The organism is Rhizobium sp. RU36D (assembly GCF_900176345.1).
Classification (GTDB): Bacteria; Pseudomonadota; Alphaproteobacteria; order Rhizobiales; family Rhizobiaceae; genus Allorhizobium.
The window spans coordinates 1-21,451 of record NZ_FWXU01000036.1 but is presented as its reverse complement, the minus strand read 5'-3'; the positions used below and the strand labels follow the sequence as shown (position 1 = coordinate 21,451).

The following is a 21,451-nucleotide window of genomic DNA, read 5'->3' as shown; positions in this document are numbered from 1 at the left end:
GGGAGGGGCAAGCGATGACGGACAAGCCGGCCAGCGACAGCCGGCCTGCTGCAGGCCGCAGCACGGCACCCAGGGCAATCCTGCGGCAGGATCCGCACGCCGTTCGCGAGGCCAAGGAAAACAATCTCGAGGTTGCCATCGGCCATGAGGTGCGCGCCTTTCGCAAGCATCTCGGCATCACCGGCGCCGATCTCGCATCCGCCACCGGCATTTCGCTCGGCATGCTCTCGAAGATCGAGAACGGCAACACGTCGCCATCGCTGACCACGCTGCAGGCGCTGGCCCGCGCGCTTGGCGTTCCCGTCACCGCCTTTTTCCGCCGCTTCGAGGGGGAGCGCAATGCGGTCTTCGTCAAGGCGGGCGAAGGGCTCGAGATCGAGCGGCGCGGCACCCGCTCCGGCCACCAGTACAAGCTGCTCGGCCATATCGGCAATACCGCGAGCGGCGTGCAGGTCGAGCCCTATCTGATCACGCTGACGGCGGATTCGGACACATTTCCGGCCTTTCAGCATGATGGGCTTGAACTGATCTACATGCTGGAGGGCGAGGTGAAATACCGCCACGGAGAGAAGCTCTACACGATGCGGCCGGGCGACAGCCTGTTCTTCGACGCCGATGCGCGGCATGGTCCGGAGGTGCTGGTGAAGCTGCCGATCCGCTTCCTGTCGATCATCTCCTATCCGGATCGGAGAGACGGCGGTTGAGCGTGATGCCAGGAGGGGAGGAAGGATTGGACATGGGGTGGCATATCAGGGCAGATTTGTCGCGCGCGGCGCCGAAAGCGCTTGCTAGCGCTTTGAATTTCGGCATAAAAAAGCCATTTTCGTCACCAAGCACGAAACAAATCGTGCAACGAACGGTTCTCCACTGCCGCAGCAACAGTCCAGGCCCATCCGCATGAGCACTAGCAAGACCTGGCCAAGGTAACCCGGTGGGCGACAATCTCCCGCTTGGGTCCATGCCAAGCATACACATCACACTTCAAGCCTGGATATAGAATCCGCGATCATGTTTTTTGACACCAAGCCCGATGCCGGACGCGAACCGGAGACCAAGCAGATCGATCATAACGATGCGATCCGCGCCGCCTATTCCACGATGGAAGAGCTGACCGAGATCGGGGTGCTGCTGGGTCGCGATGGAGCCAGGGAGCTTCCCGGCTTCAACGAGTTCGATTTCTTTGCCCGGCACAAGGAAAACGAAAAGGAGATCCTGCGGGTCTATCGTGCCACGGCGGCGGATGTCGAGGCAGGTGCCACCATCACGCCGGCGGCCGAATGGCTGCTGGACAACCACTACATCATCGAAGAAGCGATCCAGGAAGTCCGCCGCGATTTTCCGCGCCGGTTCTACAAGCAGCTTCCCAAGGTGCGCATCGGCGGCATGGAACTGCCGCGCACCACGCTGATCGCCTGGCTCTATGTCGCCCATACCCACAGCACCGTATCGCAGGAAAGCCTGACCGCCATGGTCGAGGGCTTCCAGCAGACGCAGGTGCTGGAGATCGGCGAGCTCTGGGCGCTGCCGTCGATGATCCGCTATGTGCTGATCGAGAACCTGCGCCGCATCTCCACCCGCGTCGACCGCTCCCGCCGCATGCGCCGCAAGGCCAACGAAGTGGCCGACGAGATTATCCGTCTCAACGATCCCGCCGCCTGCACCGAGCTTCTGGCGCGCATCGAGACGCTGGCCGACGACAACACCTTCGCCACCCAGTTCCTCTACCGCCTGCGCAATGGCTCGCAGAACACCAGCTTTGCGGTATCCTGGCTCGAAGAACGGCTGGAAAAGGCCGGCCGCACCGCCGAGGAGGCGATGAGCGCCGAGCATAACCGGCTGTCCTCGGGCAATGTCACGACAGGCAATATCGTCAAGAGCCTGCGCGAGATTGACGACAAGGAATGGTCGGTCTGGGTCGAGGACGTCTGCCACGTCGACAAGATCCTGCGGCTGCACAGCGATTACAGCGCGCTGGATTTCGGCTCGCGCAATGCCTATCGCAACCAGATCGAGAAGTTGGCGCGCCGCTCCGACATGACGGAGATCGAAGTCGCGCAGGTCGCGATCGACATGACCTCCAAGGCGACGCTGGCACCGGAAGAAAATGCGCAGCAGCCCAATGTCGGCGGCCTGCTCGTCGGCATGCACCGGGCCAAGCTCGAAGAGGCGATCGGTTATCGCCCGCCGCTGATCCAGCAGACCATCCGCCTGGTGCGCAAGCTGAACTGGCTGTCGATCGCGGTGCCGGTCATCGGCCTGACGGTTGCGGCCATGGCGGCCGCGGGCTGGTTCCTCAATGGTCAGGAGGTTTCGACGCCGCTCCTGGTGCTGATGCTGCTGATGTTTGCGCTTCCGGCCTCCGAAGGCGCGACCGGTCTCTTCAACACGCTCGTCACCTTCATCGTCAAGCCAACCCGTATCGTCGGCTACGAGTTCAAGGAGGGCATTCCGCCCGAGGCCCGCACCCTCGTGGTCGTTCCCTGTCTCATCGCCAATCGCGACGACGTCGATGATCTCGTGCGCAATCTCGAGGTCCATTACCTCACCAATCCCCATGGCGACATCTTCTTTGCGCTGCTCAGCGACTGGCGCGACAGCCTGGTCGAGGAGACGCAAGCCGATCTGGAAGTGCTTGATTACGCCAAGCGCGAGATCGCGGCGCTCACGGCACGCTATGCCCATGACGGCAAGACGCGCTTCTACCTGTTGCATCGCCGCCGCATCTACAATCCGTCGGAAGGCGTGTGGATGGGCTGGGAGCGCAAGCGCGGCAAGCTGCACGAACTCAACATGCTGCTGCGCGGCGACCGCGATACGTCCTATCTGCCGGGCGCGAACATGGCGCCTGAGGATATTCAGTATGTCATGACCATCGATGCCGATACGCGGCTGATGCGCGAGGCCGTCACCAAGCTGGTCGGCAAGATGCATCACCCGATCAACCGGCCGGTGCTCGATCCCGATACCAACCGTGTCATCGAAGGCTATGGCCTGTTGCAGCCGCGCGTCACGCCGTCGCTGACGACCGGCAAGGACGCCTCGGTGTTCCAGCGGGTGTTTTCGATCAACCGCGGCGTCGATCCTTACGTCTTCACCGTCTCCGACGTCTATCAGGACATCACGGGCGAAGGCACCTTCACCGGCAAGGGCCTCTACCACGTCGATGCCTTCGAGGCGGCGCTCAAGGGCCGGATCGACGAAAACACCGTGCTCAGCCACGACCTGCTGGAAGGCTCGTTTGCCCGCTGCGCGCTGGTGACCGATGTCGAACTGGTCGAGGACTTCCCGACCCGCTACGAAGTGGAAGTGTCGCGCCAGCATCGCTGGGCCCGCGGAGACTGGCAGCTGCTGCCCTATATCCTCGATCCCATGCGCGGCATCACCGCGCTTGGCCGCTGGAAGATGGTGGACAACCTGCGCCGGTCGTTGACGCCGATCGCCTGGTTCTTCGCCTCTGTCATCGGCTGGTATGCCATGGCGCCGATGGGTGCGCTGATCTGGCAGTTGATCCTGGTCTTCTGCTTGTTCGTCGCCCCGACGCTCTCGCTCCTGTCCGGCCTCGTGCCGCGTTCCAGCGATATCGTGCCGCGCGCCCATTTCCAGTCGCTATGGATGGAGTTGCGCGCCGCCAATGCCCAGGTGGCGCTGCGGATCGTCTTCATCGCCGATACGGCCTGCATGATGGCGGATGCCATCGTGCGCTCGCTCTACCGCCTGTTCGTCAGCCGCCGGCTGCTCCTGGAATGGCGCACCGCCGCCAGCGTGCAGTCCGCCAAACAGGGTGACATCAAGGCCTATTACGGCTCCATGCGCCATGCACCGCTGCTCGCCGTGCTGACGCTGGTCGTCGCCCCCTTCCCGGATAATTATGGCTATCTGATCGGCCTGCCCTTCGTCACTCTGTGGGTGCTTTCGCCCCTGCTCGCCTGGTATGTCAGCCAGTCGGCGGAGACGGAAGACCGGCTCGTGGTGCCGGAAAATGCCTCGGTCGAGCTGCGCAAGATCGCTCGTCGTACCTGGCGCTATTTCGAGACCTTCGTCACGGCCCATGACAACTACCTGCCGCCGGACAATTTCCAGGAAGCGCCTGACCACATTGTCGCGCACCGCACCTCGCCGACCAATATCGGCGTCTACCTGCTGTCGGTCATCTCGGCGCGGCAGTTCGGCTGGATCAGCTTCGACCAGACGATCGAGCGCATGGAACAGACCATCGCCACCGTCGAGCGCATGGAGAAGCATCGCGGCCATCTCTACAACTGGTATCACACGGATAGCCTGAAGACGCTTGGACCGCGTTACGTCTCGGCGGTCGACTCGGGCAACCTCGCCGGTCACCTGATCGCAGTGTCCTCCGCCTGCCGGATCTGGGCCGAAGCGCCGTCTGCGCATCTGCAGGGCAATCTCGACGGCATCGGCGATGTCAGCGGCATCCTGCTGGAGGAATTGCGCCAGCTGCCTGACGATCGCAAGACGGTCCGGCCGCTGCGCCGGCGGCTCGAAGAGCGCATCGTCGGCTTCAGCAATGCGCTGGCTGCCGTCAAGCGCGAGCACGAATTCGCCTCGATCCGCATCATCAACCTCGCCGTGCTGGCGCGCGACATCGAGAAGCTCGCGTCGAACCTGCATCACGAGGTGAAATCGGACCAGAGCGCGTCGATCACGCAGTGGACCCGATCGCTGGTGTCGGCCTGCGAAGCCCATATCGCCGACAGCACCTTCGACCTCTCCAATATCGAGCCCATCCGCCAGCGGCTGATCCATCTGCGTGACCGCAGCCGCGATCTCGCCTTCTCGATGGACTTCCGCTTCCTGTTCCGCCCGGAACGCCGGCTGCTGTCGATCGGCTACCGCGTCGATGGTCGCGAACTGGACGAAGCCTGCTACGACCTTCTGGCCTCCGAGGCCCGCCTCACCAGCCTGTTTGCCATCGCCAAGGGCGATCTGCCGACCGAGCACTGGTACAAGCTCGGTCGCCAGGTCGTGCCGATCGGTGCCCGCGCGGCGCTGATCTCCTGGTCGGGCTCGATGTTCGAATACCTGATGCCGCCGCTCGTCATGCAGGAGCGTCAGGGCGGCATTCTGAACCAGACGAACAACCTGATCGTCCAGGAACAGATGAACCATGCCAAGCGGCTGGGCGGCATTCCCTGGGGCATTTCGGAAGCGGCCTTCAACGCCCGCGACCACGAACTGACCTATCAATACACCAATTTCGGCGTTCCCACGCTCGGCCTCAAGCGCGGTCTCGGCCAGAACGCCGTTATCGCGCCCTATGCCTCGATCCTGGCCAGCCAGTACGATCCGAAATCGGCGCTGCAGAACCTCGATCGCCTGCGCAAGCTCGGAGCGCTCGGCCAGTATGGCTTCCATGACGCTGTCGACTTCACGCCGACCCGCGTTCCCGAAGGCAAGACCTGCGCTGTGGTGTTTAACTACTATGCCCACCACCATGGCATGTCGATTGCCGCGGTTGCCAATGTCGCCTTCAACGGCTGGCTGCGCGAGCTTTTCCATGCCGATCCGGTGATCGAAGCGGCCGAACTGCTGCTGCAGGAAAAGGCACCGCGCGAAATCCCCGTGATGAGCGCGAAATACGAGCCGCAGACGCCGGGCAAGGGCCAGGCAGACCTGCTGCGTCCGGAAATCCGCACGATCACGGACCCCTTGGCCAAGGACCGCGAGGCGGTCTTCCTGTCGAATGGCCACTATTCCGTCATGCTGACGGCCACCGGCTCCGGTTTCTCCCGCTGGAACGGCCAGTCCGTCGCCCGCTTCAAGGCCGATCCGACCGAGGATCGCTGGGGTACCTTCATCTTCCTGCGCGACACGGCCTCCGGCCAGTGGTGGTCTGCCACCGCGGCACCGCGCCGGGCCGAGGACGAGAAGAACAAGGTCATTTTCGGCGATGACAAGGCCGAGTTCTACAAGACTGTCGGCGACCTGATGAGCCAGGTGGAATGCATCGTCGCAACCGAACACGATGCCGAAGGCCGCCGCGTCACGCTGCTGAACACCGGGCCCGAAGACCGCTATATCGAGGTCACCTCTTATCTCGAGCCGGTGCTCGCCTATGAGGATGCCGACAATGCCCATCCGGCCTTCTCGCGCATGTTCGTTAAGACCGAGTTCGGCCGCCGTCGCGACGTGATCCGCGCCGAGCGCAACAAGCGCAGCCCCGGCGACCCCGATATCTGCGTCGCCCATCTCGTGGTCGACAATGCCGGTCCGGGCCGTCCGACGGAATTTGAGACGGATCGCCGCCGGTTCATCGGCCGCGGCCGCAACCTGTCGGAGGCCGCCGCTTTCGATCCCGGCGCCACGTTGTCGGGTACCGATGGTTTCACGCTCGATCCGATCTTGAGCCTGCGCCGTGTCGTGCGCGTGCCCTCGGGCAAGAAGGTCAGCGTGATCTTCTGGACCATGGCCGCCCCCAGCCGCCAGGAAATCGACCGTGCCATCGAGCGCTACCGCCATCCCGATGCCTTCAGCCATGAACTCATTCATGCCTGGACCCGCGTACAGGTGGAAATGCGCCATTTCGCCATCACCTCGCAGCAGGCGGCGGCGTTCCAGCATCTCGGCCGTTACCTCGTCTATCCCGATCCGCATCTGCGCTCCGACCCGGATACGCTGCGCTCGGGTCTTGCGCCGCAGTCCAAGCTATGGCCGCTGGCGGTATCGGGCGACTATCCGATCATCGCGCTGCGCATCAACGACGACATGGATATCGAAATCGTCCGGGAAGCGCTGAGCGCCCAGGAATATCTGCGCCAGCGCGGCGTGGTCGCCGACCTCGTTGTCGTCAACGAACGCGCCTCCTCCTATGCGCAAGACATGCAGCACGCCATCGACGCCATGTGCGAGAACCTCCGCCGTGGCCAGCCCGAAGGCGCGCGCCAGCATGTCTTCGCGGTTCGCCGCGACCTGATGGAGGAAAGCACGTGGATGGCTCTGCTGGCCGCAGCCCGTGTCGTCTTCCATGCCCGCAACGGCAAGATCGTAGATCAGGTCAACCGGACGCTGTCGCTGTTTGCCACGCCGCGCCTGCCCGAAGGCATCGATGCGGAATGGCCCGGCCTGCTGCCGCAGGTTCCGGCCCTGGTCGAACCGGCGGTTGATGCAGCCCCTGACGGCTCCGACCTCACCTTCTGGAACGGCTTCGGCGGTTTTGCCGCCGATGGTCGCGAATATGTCGTGCGGTTGAATGCCGGCCAGTCGACACCGGCTCCCTGGGTCAATGTCATCGCCAACCCCCGTTTCGGCTTCCACATCGCCGCAGAAGGCGGAGCCTTCACCTGGAGCCGCAACTCGCGGGATTACCAGCTGACCTCCTGGTCGAATGACGCCGTCATGAACCGTCCCGGCGAGGCCTTCTATGTCGTGGACCTTGATAGCGGCGAGGCCTTCTCGCCCTTCGTGGCGCTCGACAACAATGCCTCGAGCCGCTTCGAGATCCGCCACGGCCTCGGCTACTCCACCTTTGTCAGCCGGCATAACGGGTTGACGCTGGAACTGACGGTCACGGTCGATCGCGAAGCCCCGCTGAAGCTTGCCCGCCTGACGATCCGCAATGACGGCGCCGAAGCGCGTCGCCTGCGCGCCTATGGCTATGCGGAATGGGTGCTGGGCAACAATGCGCAGAAGACCGCGCCCTTCGTGCTCACCTCCCACGACGCCGAAACCGGCGCCTTGTTCGCGACCAACCCCTACAGCATCGACTATTCCGGTCGCACGGCCTTCTTCGCATCAAGCATGAAGCCAGCCGGCTTCACCGCCAGCCGCCGCGAGTTCATCGGCCGCAACGGCACGATCCGCCTGCCGCAGGCGATCGCGCTGAAGTCGCCGCTGTCGAATTCCGGCGATGCCGAAGGCGATCCCTGCGCAGCGCTGGCGATCGATGCGGAGATCGCGGCAGGCCAGGCCCAGGATGTCACCTTCATCATGGGTGACGAGGCCAACGAGGATGCCGCCCGCGAACTGATCGAAGCCACGCTGAAGCGCGGATTCGACGCAACGCTGGACGGCACGAAATCTGGCTGGAACGACTTCACCGGCAATTTCCAGGTGATGACCGGCGACCAGGCCTTCGACAACCTCGTCAATGCCTGGCTGCCCTATCAGGCGCTCGGTTGCCGTATCAATGCGCGCGCCGGCTTCTACCAGGCCAGCGGTGCCTATGGCTTCCGCGACCAGTTGCAGGATACGCTCGCCTTCCTCGCCTCGGATCCCAAGCTCGCCCGGGCCCAGATCCTGGCGGCGGCGTCGCGGCAGTTCATCGAAGGCGACGTGCAGCATTGGTGGCTGCCGAGCAGTGGCGCAGGTGTACGCACGATGATCTCGGACGATGTCGTCTGGCTCGCCCATGCCATCGACCAGTATATCGCCGTGACCGGCGATGCGTCCTTCCTCAAGGAGGAAGTGCCGTTCCTGGAAGGCCCGCAGCTTGCCAGCGGCCAGCACGACGCCTTCTTCCCGCCCGTCATCTCGGCGGAAACCGCCGATCTTTACGAGCACGCCGCCCGTGCGTTGGATCTCGCCGTTGCCCGCACCGGCGATCACGGCCTGCCGCTGATCCTCGGCGGCGACTGGAACGACGGCATGAACCGGGTCGGCATGGCTGGCCAGGGCGAAAGCGTCTGGCTCGGCTGGTTCCTTGCCGGCACGCTCAAGACCTTCCTGTCCCATGCCATGGACCGTGGCGATCTCGCCCGCGTCTCGCGCTGGACGGCGCATCTGGCCTCGCTGAAGGACGCGCTGGAGCAGGCGGGCTGGGACGGAGAATATTATCGCCGCGGCTATTATGACGATGGCAGCCCGCTTGGCTCGGCCCAGTCGCAGGAATGCCGGATCGATTCGATCGCGCAGTCCTGGAGCGTCTTGTCCGGCGAAGGGGACCCCGCCCGCAGCCGCCAGGCCATGGATGCCGTGCTGTCGCATCTGGTGGACGAGGAGGCCGGCATTATCAGGCTCTTCACGCCGCCCTTTGCCGAAAGCGCTGCCGATCCCGGCTATATCAAGGCCTATCCGCCCGGCGTGCGGGAGAATGGCGGCCAGTATACCCATGCGGCAATCTGGACGGCCCTTGCGCTCGCTCGCCAGGGCCGCACGGAAGAGGCCTGGCGCTGCTTCTCGATGATCAACCCGATCAACCATGCGCTCGACCGCGATTCGGCGGAACGCTACCGGGTCGAGCCCTATGTGGTTGCTGCCGACATCTATGGCGACGAGGCCTATCTCGGCCGCGGCGGCTGGACCTGGTATACCGGGTCCGCGGGTTGGCTCTACCGTCTTGCCGTCGAAGGAATTCTCGGAATTTCCAAGCGCGGCAGCCAGTTGCACATCGCCCCTGCCCTTCCGGCGACGCTGAAAGGCTATCAGGCGCAGCTGAAAATATCGGGTGAGGACCGCCATATTTCGGTCGAAAAATCGCCCCATGGGGACGGCTATGTCGTTACCGTGAATGGAAAAGTCGCCTCGGCGACCGATTCGGGTTTCCTCGTCGACCTCGAGGCCTGATCCCCTCCACACCTCCCCATCCAGCTCGTCCGCCGGGGAACCAATCCCCGGCGGACGGCGTTAAGCATGCGATCAACAGGAAACCGAACTATGGCCAACCACCATGGCGCGGGCGAAGCTATGCCCGAAACGCGTATATCAGTGCCTGCGAAGGCATCCGTCAGGGACACTCGCATCGACGTCCTGCGCGCAATCGCACTCATCATGATTTTCATCAATCACGTGCCCGGCACCTTCTTCGAGGCCTTCACCTCCAAGAACTTCGGCTTCTCCGACGCGTCGGAAGCCTTCGTGCTGATTTCGGGCATGTCGGTGGCGCTGGCCTATGGCAAGCGCTTCAACAGCGACAAGCGGATGCAGGCGACCCAGAAGGTGACCCGCCGGGCCATGACGCTTTATGGCGTGCATCTGATGCTGACCGCCATCACGCTTGCCATCTTCATCGGCGGCGCGATCCTGTTCGCCTATCCGGCGCTTCTGGACAAGATCAACATTGCTCCCCTGCTGGCCAATCCGCGCGAGGGCTTCCCCGCCCTGTTCACGCTTGGCCACCAACTGGGCTACAACAACATCCTGTCGCTCTATACCGTGCTGCTGATGCTGACGCCTGTCATCCTGTGGCTGGAATCGAAGAGCCCGACGACGCTGGTTGCCGCGTCCTTCACCGTATGGCTGGCCGCCGGTCTGTGGCGCATCGCCCCGCAGAACACGCTGGATAGCAATGTCTGGTTCTTCAACCCGCTGTCCTGGCAGTTCATCTATGTCATCGGCATCGCCTGCGTGCTGCATGTGCGCCGTGGCGGCAAGATCAGCCGCAACCCGGCCCTCATCGCGCTTGCCGCCGCCTATGCGCTCCTGTCCTTCCTCTGGGTCAAGATTCCGCTGTGGCATATCGATGCCTCGCTCGGCATGCCCCCTGTGCTGACCGGCTTCGACAAGACCTATCTGTCGGCACCCCGCCTGCTGCATGTGCTGTCGATCGCCTATCTGATCGTCGCGATCCGCCCGGTCTCCAATGCCCTGCGGCTGTCGTCGGACAACGCACTGACGGTCATGGGCCGTCACGGGTTGTCGGTCTTCGCCGCCGGCACGGTGCTCGCGATGCTCGGCCAGGTGCTGATGGAGGTCTACAGCACGGCGCCGCTGCTCGGCCCGACCTATGTCGCCGCCGGCCTGATCGCTCTGTTCGGCTATGCCTATTACCTTGACGCGGCCAAGCAGAAGGACAAGAAGCCAGCACCAACAGCCGTCGCGCTGGCCCGTGGCACGGTGCCTGTCAGCTCTCGGTAAGGCGCCGATCCATCACATGAATAAGGCCGCGCTGGGGATACCGGCGCGGCCTTTTTCTATATTTCGACCAGCCGTCAGCCTTCGAAGACGACCAGCAGGTCCTTGGCGTCGATCTGGTCGCCGGCCTTGACCAGCACTTCGGTGACAGTCGCGTCACGGTCGGCGTGGAGCGCGGTTTCCATCTTCATCGCCTCGATCGACAGCAGCACATCGCCGGCCTTGACCTTTTGGCCGGCGGCAATGGCCACCGTCGAGATGACACCCGGCATCGGCGCGCCGAGATGGGCCGAATTGCCGACATCGGCCTTGCGACGCACGGCGCTGGAGCCGCCACGGCTGCGATCCGGCACCTTGATGCGGCGCGGCTGGCCGTTCAGTTCGAAGAACACCGTCACCATGCCCTGGGGATCGGCTTGCGTGATGGCCTGGTTGACCACAACAAGGGTCTTGCCCTTTTCGAGGTCGGCAAACATCTCCTCGCCGTCCTTGATGCCGTAGAAATAGGCCGGCGTCGGCAGGATGGAGACCGGACCATAGGTCTCGACCGCCAGGGCGAAGTCGGTGAAGACCTTCGGATACATCAGGTAGGACGCGAATTCGAAGTCATCGACCTTGCGCTCCAGCTTGGCTTCGATCGCCTGACGTTCGGCGTCAAGGTCGGCCGGCGGCAGCAGCGAGCCGGGCACCGCCGTATAGGGCTGCTCGCCCTTCAGCGCCTTCTTCTGCAGCGCCTCGGGCCATCCGCCCGGAGGCTGGCCGAGATCGCCCTTCAGCATCGATACGACGGAATCGGGGAAGGCGATGTCCTTGTTGGGATTTTCGACATCTGCGACCGTCAGGTCCTGGGAGACCATCATCAACGCCATGTCGCCGACGACCTTGGAGGACGGTGTGACCTTGACGATATCGCCGAACATCTTGTTGGCGTCGGCATAGGTCTGGGCCACCTTGTGCCACTTGGTTTCCAGGCCGAGCGAGCGGGCCTGCTCCTTGAGGTTGGTGAACTGGCCGCCGGGCATTTCGTGCAGATAGACTTCCGATGCCGGCCCCTTCAGGTCGCTTTCGAAGGCGGCATACTGGTTGCGCACCGCTTCCCAATAGAAGGAGATGCGGCGGATCCAATCGGGATCAAGGCCCGGATCGCGGTCGGTGCCGGACAGCGCCTCGACGATCGAGCCCAGGCAGGGCTGCGACGTATTGCCGGACAGCGCGTCCATCGCGGCATCCACCACATCGACGCCGGCCTCGACGGCGGCCAGAACGGTTGCCGCCGAAATGCCCGAGGTGTCATGGGTGTGGAAGTGGATCGGCAGGCTGGTTGCCTCGCGCAGCGCCTTGAACAGCACCTTGGCAGCGGCCGGCTTCAACAGCCCGGCCATGTCCTTGACCGCGATGATGTGCGCGCCGGCCTTTTCCAGCTCTTCGGCGAGCGAGACATAATATTTCAGGTCATATTTCGGCCGGGCCGTGTTCAGCAAGTCGCCAGTGTAGCAGATGGCCGCCTCGCAGAGCCGGTTTTCCTCCTGCACAGCGTCCATGGAGACGCGCATGTTGTCCACCCAGTTCAGGCAGTCGAACACGCGGAACACGTCGATGCCGCCCTTGGCCGCCTGGCGCACGAAATACTTCACGACATTGTCAGGATAGTTCTTGTAGCCGACGCCATTGGCGCCGCGCAGCAGCATCTGCAAGAGCAGGTTCGGCGCCGCCTCGCGCACTAGCGACAGGCGCTCCCACGGGTCTTCGGTCAGGAAGCGCATGGAAACGTCGAAGGTGGCGCCACCCCAGCATTCCAGCGAGAACAGGTTGGGCAGCGCCCGGGCATAGACGCCGGCGACACGGGCTATGTCATAGGTGCGCATGCGGGTGGCGAGCAGCGACTGGTGGCCGTCGCGCATGGTGGTGTCGGTGATCAGCGCCCGCTTTTCTGCCCGCATCCACTCGGCAAAGCCCTTGGGCCCCAGCTTGTCCAGCATCTGCTTGGTGCCATCGGGAATATCGCCGTTGATATAGGGAACCACGGGCTTGGCCGCACCTGCCAGCGGCTGCGGCCGGCCCTTGGTTTCGGGATGGCCGTTCACCGTCACGTCGGCGAGGTAGGTCAGGAGCTTGGAGGCGCGGTCCTGGCGCTTGACCTGCTCGAACAGCTCCGGCGTCGTGTCGATGAAGCGCGTGGTATACGAGTTGTCGCGGAATTTCGGGTGACCAATGATGGCTTCGAGGAAGGTGAGGTTCGTCGCCACGCCGCGGATACGGAATTCGCGCAGCGCGCGGTCCATGCGGCTGATCGCCTCCAGCGGGTTCGGCGCCCAGGCCGTGACCTTGACCAGCAGCGGATCGTAGAACCGGGTGATGATCGCACCGGCATAGGAGGTGCCGCCGTCAAGCCGGATGCCGAAGCCCGATGCCGAGCGATAAGCGGTGATGCGGCCGTAATCGGGAATGAAGTTCTGCTCGGGGTCTTCGGTCGTGATGCGGCACTGCAGGGCATGGCCGTTCAGCCGTATATCCGCCTGGGCGGGTACGCCCGATTCAGGCGTGCCGATCGCATGGCCTTCAAGGATGTGGATCTGCGCCTTGACGATGTCGATGCCGGTGACAACCTCGGTCACGGTATGCTCGACCTGGATGCGCGGGTTGACTTCGATGAAGTAGAATTTGCCCGTGTCGGAATCCATCAGGTATTCCACGGTGCCGGCGCCGACATAGTTCGTCGCCTTGGCAATCTTCAGGGAATAGGCGGCCAGTTCCTGGCGCTGCGCCTCGCTGAGATAAGGCGCCGGCGCGCGCTCGACGACCTTCTGGTTGCGGCGCTGGATCGAGCAGTCACGCTCAAACAGGTGCACGACATTGCCATGGGTGTCGCCGAGGATCTGGCTTTCGACGTGGCGGGCACGCTCGACCAGCTTTTCCAGGTAGACCTCGTCCTTGCCGAAGGCCGCCATGGCCTCGCGCTTGGCTTCCGTCACTTCCTTGATCAGGTCCTTAGGATCGCGAATGGCGCGCATGCCGCGACCGCCGCCGCCCCAGGAGGCCTTGAGCATGACGGGATAGCCGATTTCCTCGGCCAGACGATGGATTTCCTTGGGGTCATCCGGCAGCGGCTCGGTCGCCGGAACCACCGGCACGCCCACTTCGATGGCCAGATTGCGGGCGGCGACCTTGTTGCCGAGGCGGCGCATGGTATCGGGCCTCGGACCGATGAAAATGATACCTGCATCGTTGCAGGCGTCTACAAATTCCGGACTTTCGGACAGGAGGCCGTAGCCGGGATGGATCGCATCGGCACCGGAGAGCTTGGCCACGCGGATCACTTCATCGATCGACAGATAGCTTTCGATCGGGCCCAGGTCACGCGACAGATGCGGACCGCGGCCGACCTGGTAGCTTTCGTCCGCCTTGAAGCGATGCAGGGCCAGTTTGTCCTCCTCGGCCCAGATCGCAACGGTCTTGATGCCGAGCTCGTTGGCCGCGCGGAACACGCGAATGGCGATCTCCGATCGGTTGGCGACGAGAATCTTCGAAATGGTCTTCGAACTGGACAATGGAGGCCTCCTCAAACAACAGCCTGATCATGCTGCACCTGCGAAAAGGTCATAGCCTTTTGTTTGAGGAAGTTCAATTTCCGCTCGCCAAGTCTTGTCAAAATTATGACGATCAGCTGACGAGACCGAGTCGGAACGCCAGCGCCACGGCATGCTGGCGGTTCTTGGCCTTCAGCTTCTCCTGCAGGCCGTTCATGTACCAGTCCACCGTATGGGCAGAGATGTCCAGAAGACGGCTGATCTCGTTGGATGTCATGCCGTCGGCCAGGTAGTTCAGCACTTCCATCTCGCGCCGCGTCAGGCGGGTATCCACCTGGGCGCCCTGCCGGACCTCCTCCGCCTCGCCGCGCAATTCGAGAATGCGCCAGAATGCCTGTTTCGCCACCGCATCGAACAGGCTCATTTCGCTGGGGGAGAGATCCACCGGCTTGCCGCCGACGGTCATGTTGCCCAGCAGGCCGTTGCGGCCATGGATCGGGAAGATATAGCCGTCCAGCAGGCCGAACCGCATGGAGTTCATCATCATCCGCTCCATGCGCTTGGCATGGGGGTCCTCATGGAACACGGCAATCGTGTCGCGCCAGCGGAAACCCTTCTGCGCCATGCCCAGATACCGGATGGTCGGATCGATCAGCACGTATTTCTTGGAGATATAGGTTTCCGGCCAGCCTTTGGGCCAGCGGCCGGAAAGCACAAGTCCCATGGGATTTTCATTGGGCTTGGGCTGCTTCAGCAGGCCATAGAAGTCGAATCGGTAGCCTTCCAGGAGTTTTTCCAGTTCCGAGATCACTTCTGCGGGCGTTCTACACTCCTCTGACACGACGAGGAAATGTATAATCTCTTTTATAGCCACGAACGCCCCCTTGCCGAGTTGGCAAATATCAAAATATTCACAATTCAATGATCCGCTGCATTGCTGCAGCAATATCCCCTTAGCCAAACTAAACCTATCATGTCCGGTTAGAAGGACCTTAATCGCGGTAGCCGAAATCTTGCAATCGCCACTTTATTTCGCTAGCGAAGCACCAATTTTTCGGGTGGCGCGGCGGCGGCGTGGATGTATTGTTTCGCGGCGGCGCGCATGATGACGATCGCCATCCGCAGCCACACAAGCCATCCAGCGAGGCCTTTGGATTGTCACTGTTTCGCGTTTACCTGAAAGCCCTTGCCTACCTCTCCGCCTTCCGTTTCAAGGTCAGCGTGGTGGTGGTGGCCAATATCGTGCTCGCGGTGATCACCATCGCCGAGCCGGTGCTGTTCGGCCGCATCATCGACGCGATCTCGGAGAAGCGGGATGCCGCGCCGATCCTGCTCGCCTGGGCCGGCTTCGGCGTGTTCAACACCATCGCCTTCGTGCTGGTGGCCCGCGAGGCGGACCGCCTGGCCCATGGGCGCCGGGCCACGCTGCTCACCGAGGCCTTCGGCCGCATCATCTCCATGCCACTGTCCTGGCACCACCAGCGCGGCACCTCGAACGCCCTGCACACGCTGCTGCGGGCGAGCGAGACCCTGTTCGGCCTGTGGCTGGAATTCATGCGCACCCATCTGGCAACCGCCGTGGCGCTGGTGCTGCTGGTTCCCACCGCGCTGTCAATGGATGTCCGGCTGTCGGCCGTTCTGCTGGTGCTCGGCGCCTTCTACATCGTCATCGGCAAGGTGGTGATGGATCGCACCCGCGAGGGGCAGGCTTCGGTCGAGGGCCATTATCACACCGTCTTCTCGCATGTGTCGGATTCCATCAGCAATGTCTCGGTGCTGCACAGCTACAACCGCATCGAGGCCGAGACCAAGGCGCTGAAGCAGTTTACCGAACAATTGCTGGCGGCGCAGTATCCCGTGCTTGACTGGTGGGCGATTGCCAGCGCGCTCAACCGCATTGCCTCGACCATCTCGATGCTGGTCATCCTGGTCATCGGCACGCTCTTGGTGCAGCAGGGCGAGTTGAAGGTCGGCGACGTCATCGCCTTTACCGGCTTTGCCGGCCTGCTGATCGGCCGCCTGGACCAGATGCGCGCCTTCGCCACCCAGATCTTCGAGGCCCGGGCCAAGCTCGAGGATTTCTACACGCTCGAAGATGCCGTGCAGGAACGCGAGGAACCGGCCGGCATCGGCGAGCTGAAGAATGTCCGGGGCGATGTCGAATTCCGCAACGTCTCCTTCGATTTCGCCAATACCACGCAGGGCGTGCGGGATGTTTCCTTCACCGCCAAGGCGGGGCAGACCATCGCCATCGTCGGCCCCACGGGTGCCGGCAAGACGACGCTGATCAACCTGTTGCAGCGGGTGCATGAGCCGCAGCAGGGGCAGATCCTGATCGATGGCACCGACATTTCCAAGGTGACCCGCAAGTCGCTGCGCCACTGCATCGCCACCGTGTTCCAGGATGCCGGGCTTTTGAACCGCTCGATCGTGGAGAATATCCGGCTGGGCCGTGAGGGTGCCAGCGAGGAGGAAGTGCGCGAGGCGGCCGCAGCGGCCGCGGCGACGGACTTCATCGAAAGCCGCCTCTCCGGCTATGGCACCGTGGTCGGCGAGCGCGGCAACCGGCTTTCGGGCGGCGAACGCCAGCGCGTGGCGATTGCCCGGGCCATCCTCAAGAATGCGCCGATCCTGGTGCTGGACGAGGCGACGTCAGCGCTCGACGTCGAGACCGAGGCACGGGTGAAGGAGGCGATCGACCGGCTGCGGCAGAACCGCACCACCTTCATCATCGCCCATCGTCTTTCCACCGTTCGCGATGCCGACAAGGTGATCTTCCTCGATCACGGGCGGATCATCGAAATGGGCAGCTATGACGAGCTGAGCCATATCGCCGGCGGCCGCTTCTTCAACCTGCTGGCCGCCAGCGGGCTGCAGGCCGCAGAGGAAGCCAAGGACTGAGCAGGGGTCCGGGAGGAGACGTGTGATGAACAGCCAGACCACCGGCCAGCTGATCGCCAGCGCATTGGTCAATAACGGGATCGACACGATCTTCGGCATTCCCGGCGCCCATATGTATGATTTCATCGACGCGCTGTACGAGCGGCGGTCGGAGCTGAAATTCATCCATACCCGCCATGAGCAGGCGGCCGGCTACATGGCCTATGGTTATGCCAAATCGACGGGACGGATCGGCGCCTATACGGTAGTGCCGGGTCCGGGTGTCTTGAATTCCGCCGCTGCCCTTTGCACCGCCTATGGTGCCAATGCGCCGGTGCTTTGCGTCACCGGCAACGTGATGTCTGACATGATTGGCAAGGGGCGCGGACAGCTGCACGAGCTGCCGGACCAGCTGGCGACGCTCAGAAGTTTCCTCAAGGCCGCCGACCGTATCAACCACCCCTCGGAAGTCTCGGCCGTGATGACCAGGCTGATTTCCACCATGATCAGCGGCCGCCAGGGGCCGGTGTCGGTCGAGGCGCCATGGGACGTGTTCGGCCAGAAGGGCGCCGGCCCCGAGCCGCAAGCCGCCTCGGCCTATCCTGCGCCAGTCGCCGATCCCGATGCGATTGCGCGGGCAGTCAAGATGATCGCCGGCGCCCGCAATCCGCTGATCATGGTCGGCGGCGGGGCTGTTGATGCCGGCGCCGAGGTGCTGGAGCTTGCCCGCCACCTGCAGGCGCCCGTCACGGCGCACCGCTCCGGCAAGGGCGTCGTCTCAGACGACGATCCGCTGGCGATGAACCTTGTCGCCTCTCGGGACTATGTCACCGACTGCGACCTGCTGATCGGCATCGGCAGCCGGCTGGAGCTGCAATACATGCGCTGGCGCTGGCTGCCCAAGGGCATCAAGGTGATCCGCATCGATATCGACCCGACCGATATGGTGCGGCTGAAGCCCGATATCGGCATCATCGCCGATGCCGCCGCCGGGACCCGCGCGCTGATCGATGCCCTGACCATGCCGTCGAGGCCGTCTCGCGCGGCAGAGTTCGAGGAGATCAAGGCCCGGGCGCGCATCGCTGTCGCCGGCGTGCAGCCGCAGATGGCCTATCTCGAAGCGATCAGGTCGGCACTGCCCCGCGATGGATTTTTCGTCGAGGAAGTTAGCCAGATGGGCTTTACCGCCACTTTTGGCTTTCCGGTCTACCAGGCGCGCCAATATGTGACGGTCGGCTATCAGGGCAATCTCGGCTTCGGCTACAACACGGCGCTTGGTGTGAAGGTCGCCCATCCCGACAAGGCGGTGGTCTCGGTTTCGGGCGATGGCGGCTTCATGTTCGGCGTACAGGAGCTGGCGACCGCGATGCATCACGGCATCGGCGTCATCGCCGTGGTGTTCAACAACGCATCTTATGGCAATGTACTGCGCGACCAGCGCCAGGCCTATCAGGGCCGCTATATCGGCTCGGCGCTCACCAATCCTGACTTCGTCAAGCTGGCCGAGAGTTTCGGGATGACCGCAAGCCGGGTGACGAGCCCGGCGGAACTCAGGGCACGGCTGGCCCAGTATATCGAGGCCGACCGGCCGGCGCTGATCGAGGTGCCGGTGGAACAGGGCTCTGAGACGAGTCCCTGGCCCTTCCTGCATCCCGCCCCGCCAGCGGATTGACGCTTCACGCTCCCTCGGCTTCCATCCATTTCAGAATGCCCTGCGCGGCGGCACGGCCGGTGGCAAAGCAGGCGGTCAAGAGATAGCCGCCGGTCGGGGCCTCCCAGTCCAGCATCTCGCCCGCCGCAAACACGCCGGGCAGCGCCGTCAGCATATAGTCGTCATCCACGCCTTGCCACTCGACGCCCCCGGCGGACGAGATCGCCTCGGCAATGGGACGCGGCCGCGCCACAGGCAGCGACAGCGCCTTGATGGCACTGCTAAGCGCTGGCGGTTGCATTCTTGCCAGATCCGGCAACAGCTCCCGCAGCAGGGCGGCCTTGACGCCGTCGATGCCCGCAGCCTTGCGCAGCCGGGTCGAGAGGCTGGCCTTGGCATCCTGCCGGGAGAGATCGCGGGCGATGCGATCGACGGTGCGGCCCGGCGCGAGATCGAGCAGCAACGCTGCCTGTCCTTGCGTCTCCAGCCGGTCTCGCAGCGCTGCGGCATGGGCATAGACCAGGCTGCCCTCGATGCCATGGCGCGATACGACGAATTCGCCTGGGATGGTGCCGGCCTCCGAGGCGGCAGTGACGGACTTGACCGCCTCACCGGCGTATCTCTCGCGGAAGGTCTCGCTCCAGGCGATATCGAAGCCGCAATTGGCCGGCCGGAAGAGGGAGACCGGCACACCCTTCTCCCGAAGCCAGCCCGTCCAGGCGGCATCGGATCCGAGCCTCGGCCAGCTTGCTCCGCCCAGTGCCAGCAGCACGGCATCGGCGCTTATGGTTTTTTCGCCTTCCGGGGTTTCCATGACGAGCGCGGATCCCGCAAATCCCGTCCAGCGGTGGCGGGTGAGGATCATCACGCCCTGCCCTTCCAGCCGCCTGAGCCAGGCGCGCAGCAGCGGCGAGGCCTTCATGGCGGTGGGGAAGACCCGGCCCGAGGTGCCGACGAAGGTTTCCGTGCCGAGCCCCAAGGCCCAGGCGCGCAGTTCATCCGGCCGGAAGCCATCGAGCGCGGCCCCAAGCCGCGGCGAGGCCTCGCCGAAGCGGGTGGAGAATCGACCGTAATCCTCGGAATGGGTGATGTTGAGGCCTGACTTGCCCGCCAGCAGGAACTTCCGCCCCACCGTCGGCATGGCCTCGTAGACCGTGACGCGATGACCCGCCGCAGACAGCAGTTCCGCCGCCATCAACCCCGCCGGCCCACCGCCGATGATCGCTATCTGCTTGGTTGTCATGTCTCGTCCTTGGTCCGAGCCGAGCGTGCTCGGTTCACCAGGCAACAAAAAAGCCCGGCGAACCGGGCTTTTTTGTTTGGTTTCAACTCGTTATCCACGAGCTGAAAGGAATTTGGTGCCCAGAAGAGGACTCGAACCTCCACACCCTTTCGGGTACCAGCACCTGAAGCTGGCGCGTCTACCAATTCCGCCATCTGGGCGACGAGGAGCCATGTAAGGGGGAGCCGCCGCAGTGTCAACAGCGTTTTTGAAGTTTTCGTGTCACGGGCCAAAATTCTGCCCGACGGGCTGTGGGTATGCTGCCGGAAGCTGCTGAGATCGTGAAGAAAATTGGGCCTGGCGGGGGCCTACCCCCTTGCGGACCAGTCTTGGAAAAGCCACGATCAGGGCGTGACTGAAGGGACGCTTGCCCACTCCGAATGCCCAGACGGCAGGCGGCGCGGGACCTGAGCGAGGGGACCGACAATGACAGGAATTCGCAAGTTCATCTATGGCTGTGTGCTCAGCCTGGGCAGCCTCTTGCCCGGTCTCGGCCAGGCCGCCATGCCCATTCCCGCGGTCGAATCGACGAGCGACGTGATTCGCGTCGTCGACATCCAGATCGTCTGCGACCGGACCGGCTGCTACGAGAGCCGCCGCCCGTCGCGTGGCTATGACGGACCGCCGCCCGGCTATGATCGTGGTCCGCCTCCGGGCTATTATGACCGCCCCCCGCCGGGCTATCGTGATCCGCCACCGGTCTATCGTGATGCGCCTCAGGGCTATTACCGCCCACCGCCGCCGGATTATGACCGGCCTCCACCGGGCTATCGTCCGCCGCCACCTCCCGGCTACTACCGCCCGCCACCGCCGCCACCGCCACCAGGCTATTACCGCCCGCGGCCGCAGCCTGACTATGACGGCCCGCGCCTGTCGCGCCGGCATGTGCAGTGGTGCCTGCAGCGCTACCGCTCCTACAATCCCCAGACCAACCGCTATCTGGGCAATGACGGCTATTTCCGGGAATGCCGCTCGCCGTATTGAGGGCGAGAGGGGGGCCAAGTTACCCCCTCACCAACAAAATCTACGACTTAGGCCCTGCGGGCTAAGATCGTGATTTTGTAACCTCCCCCACCAAGGGGGAGGGAGATCGCCGAGATTGACGCCCCCCTCACGCAAGTCTTGGCGAGGTGAGTGCGCCTTCTGCCATTGTAGGACGTGGCCCCGAGGCAACCGCGACGTTCCCTCTCCCCGCTGTGGGACTGTTGCAAAATTCGGCTGATGTGATTCAGTTGGTTTGCAGCGATTTGAGGGGATTTGATGTCTGTTCGACGGGATGGCCAGTTCAGTTTTGTGGATGCGCTG

At 63.6% G+C, this 21,451-nt stretch carries 9 protein-coding genes and 1 tRNA gene; 6 read left to right on the top strand and 4 right to left on the bottom strand.

The features are described from left to right. Positions 1–14 precede the first annotated feature (14 nt). The 3 genes from B9A97_RS27165 (at position 15) to opgC (ending at position 10,809) form a co-directional block, all read left to right on the top strand. Positions 15–704, top strand: a complete 690-nt coding sequence (locus B9A97_RS27165; protein WP_084368967.1) for a helix-turn-helix domain-containing protein — start codon at positions 15–17, stop codon at positions 702–704. 304 nt (positions 705–1,008) lie between these two features. Further along, a complete protein-coding gene (locus tag B9A97_RS27160; protein ID WP_084368966.1) occupies positions 1,009–9,519 on the top strand; it encodes a GH36-type glycosyl hydrolase domain-containing protein in 8,511 nt (2,836 codons plus the stop codon). 90 nt (positions 9,520–9,609) lie between these two features. Further along, positions 9,610–10,809 carry an OpgC family protein gene (opgC, locus tag B9A97_RS27155; RefSeq protein WP_084368965.1) on the top strand — a complete coding sequence of 400 codons (1,200 nt, stop codon included), beginning with the start codon at positions 9,610–9,612 and terminating at the stop codon, positions 10,807–10,809. Positions 10,810–10,883: 74 nt separating this feature from the next. Here the strand turns inward: opgC and pyc are convergent, their stop codons facing one another. After that, positions 10,884–14,354 (bottom strand): pyruvate carboxylase, encoded by a 3,471-nt coding sequence (gene pyc, locus B9A97_RS27150; protein ID WP_143530739.1) that lies wholly within the window; start codon positions 14,352–14,354, stop codon positions 10,884–10,886. A gap of 112 nt (positions 14,355–14,466) precedes the next feature. Further along, positions 14,467–15,207 carry a LuxR family transcriptional regulator gene (locus B9A97_RS27145; RefSeq protein ID WP_084368981.1) on the bottom strand — a complete coding sequence of 247 codons (741 nt, stop codon included), beginning with the start codon at positions 15,205–15,207 and terminating at the stop codon, positions 14,467–14,469. Between the two features lie 281 nt (positions 15,208–15,488). Between B9A97_RS27145 and B9A97_RS27140 the strand changes: the two genes are divergently transcribed. Together B9A97_RS27140 and B9A97_RS27135 are read left to right on the top strand one after the other, a co-directional pair. Beyond that, positions 15,489–17,234, top strand: coding sequence for a glucan ABC transporter ATP-binding protein/ permease (locus B9A97_RS27140; protein ID WP_084368980.1), 1,746 nt, complete (start codon positions 15,489–15,491; stop codon positions 17,232–17,234). 22 nt (positions 17,235–17,256) lie between these two features. Beyond that, positions 17,257–18,885: a thiamine pyrophosphate-dependent enzyme gene (locus B9A97_RS27135; protein ID WP_143530738.1), complete on the top strand. Its 1,629-nt coding sequence runs from the start codon at positions 17,257–17,259 to the stop codon at positions 18,883–18,885. Between the two features lie 4 nt (positions 18,886–18,889). On the opposite strand, the gene B9A97_RS27130 is transcribed toward B9A97_RS27135, so the two are convergent. Further along, complete coding sequence (locus tag B9A97_RS27130; RefSeq protein ID WP_084368963.1) at positions 18,890–20,107, bottom strand: TIGR03862 family flavoprotein; 1,218 nt, start codon at positions 20,105–20,107, stop codon at positions 18,890–18,892. Positions 20,108–20,220: 113 nt separating this feature from the next. Beyond that, positions 20,221–20,307, bottom strand: a tRNA-Leu gene (locus B9A97_RS27125). A 265-nt stretch (positions 20,308–20,572) separates the two neighbouring features. Here B9A97_RS27125 and B9A97_RS27120 point away from each other — a divergent pair. Next, positions 20,573–21,130: a BA14K family protein gene (locus B9A97_RS27120; RefSeq protein ID WP_244564375.1), complete on the top strand. Its 558-nt coding sequence runs from the start codon at positions 20,573–20,575 to the stop codon at positions 21,128–21,130. The last annotated feature ends 321 nt before the right edge of the window (positions 21,131–21,451 follow it).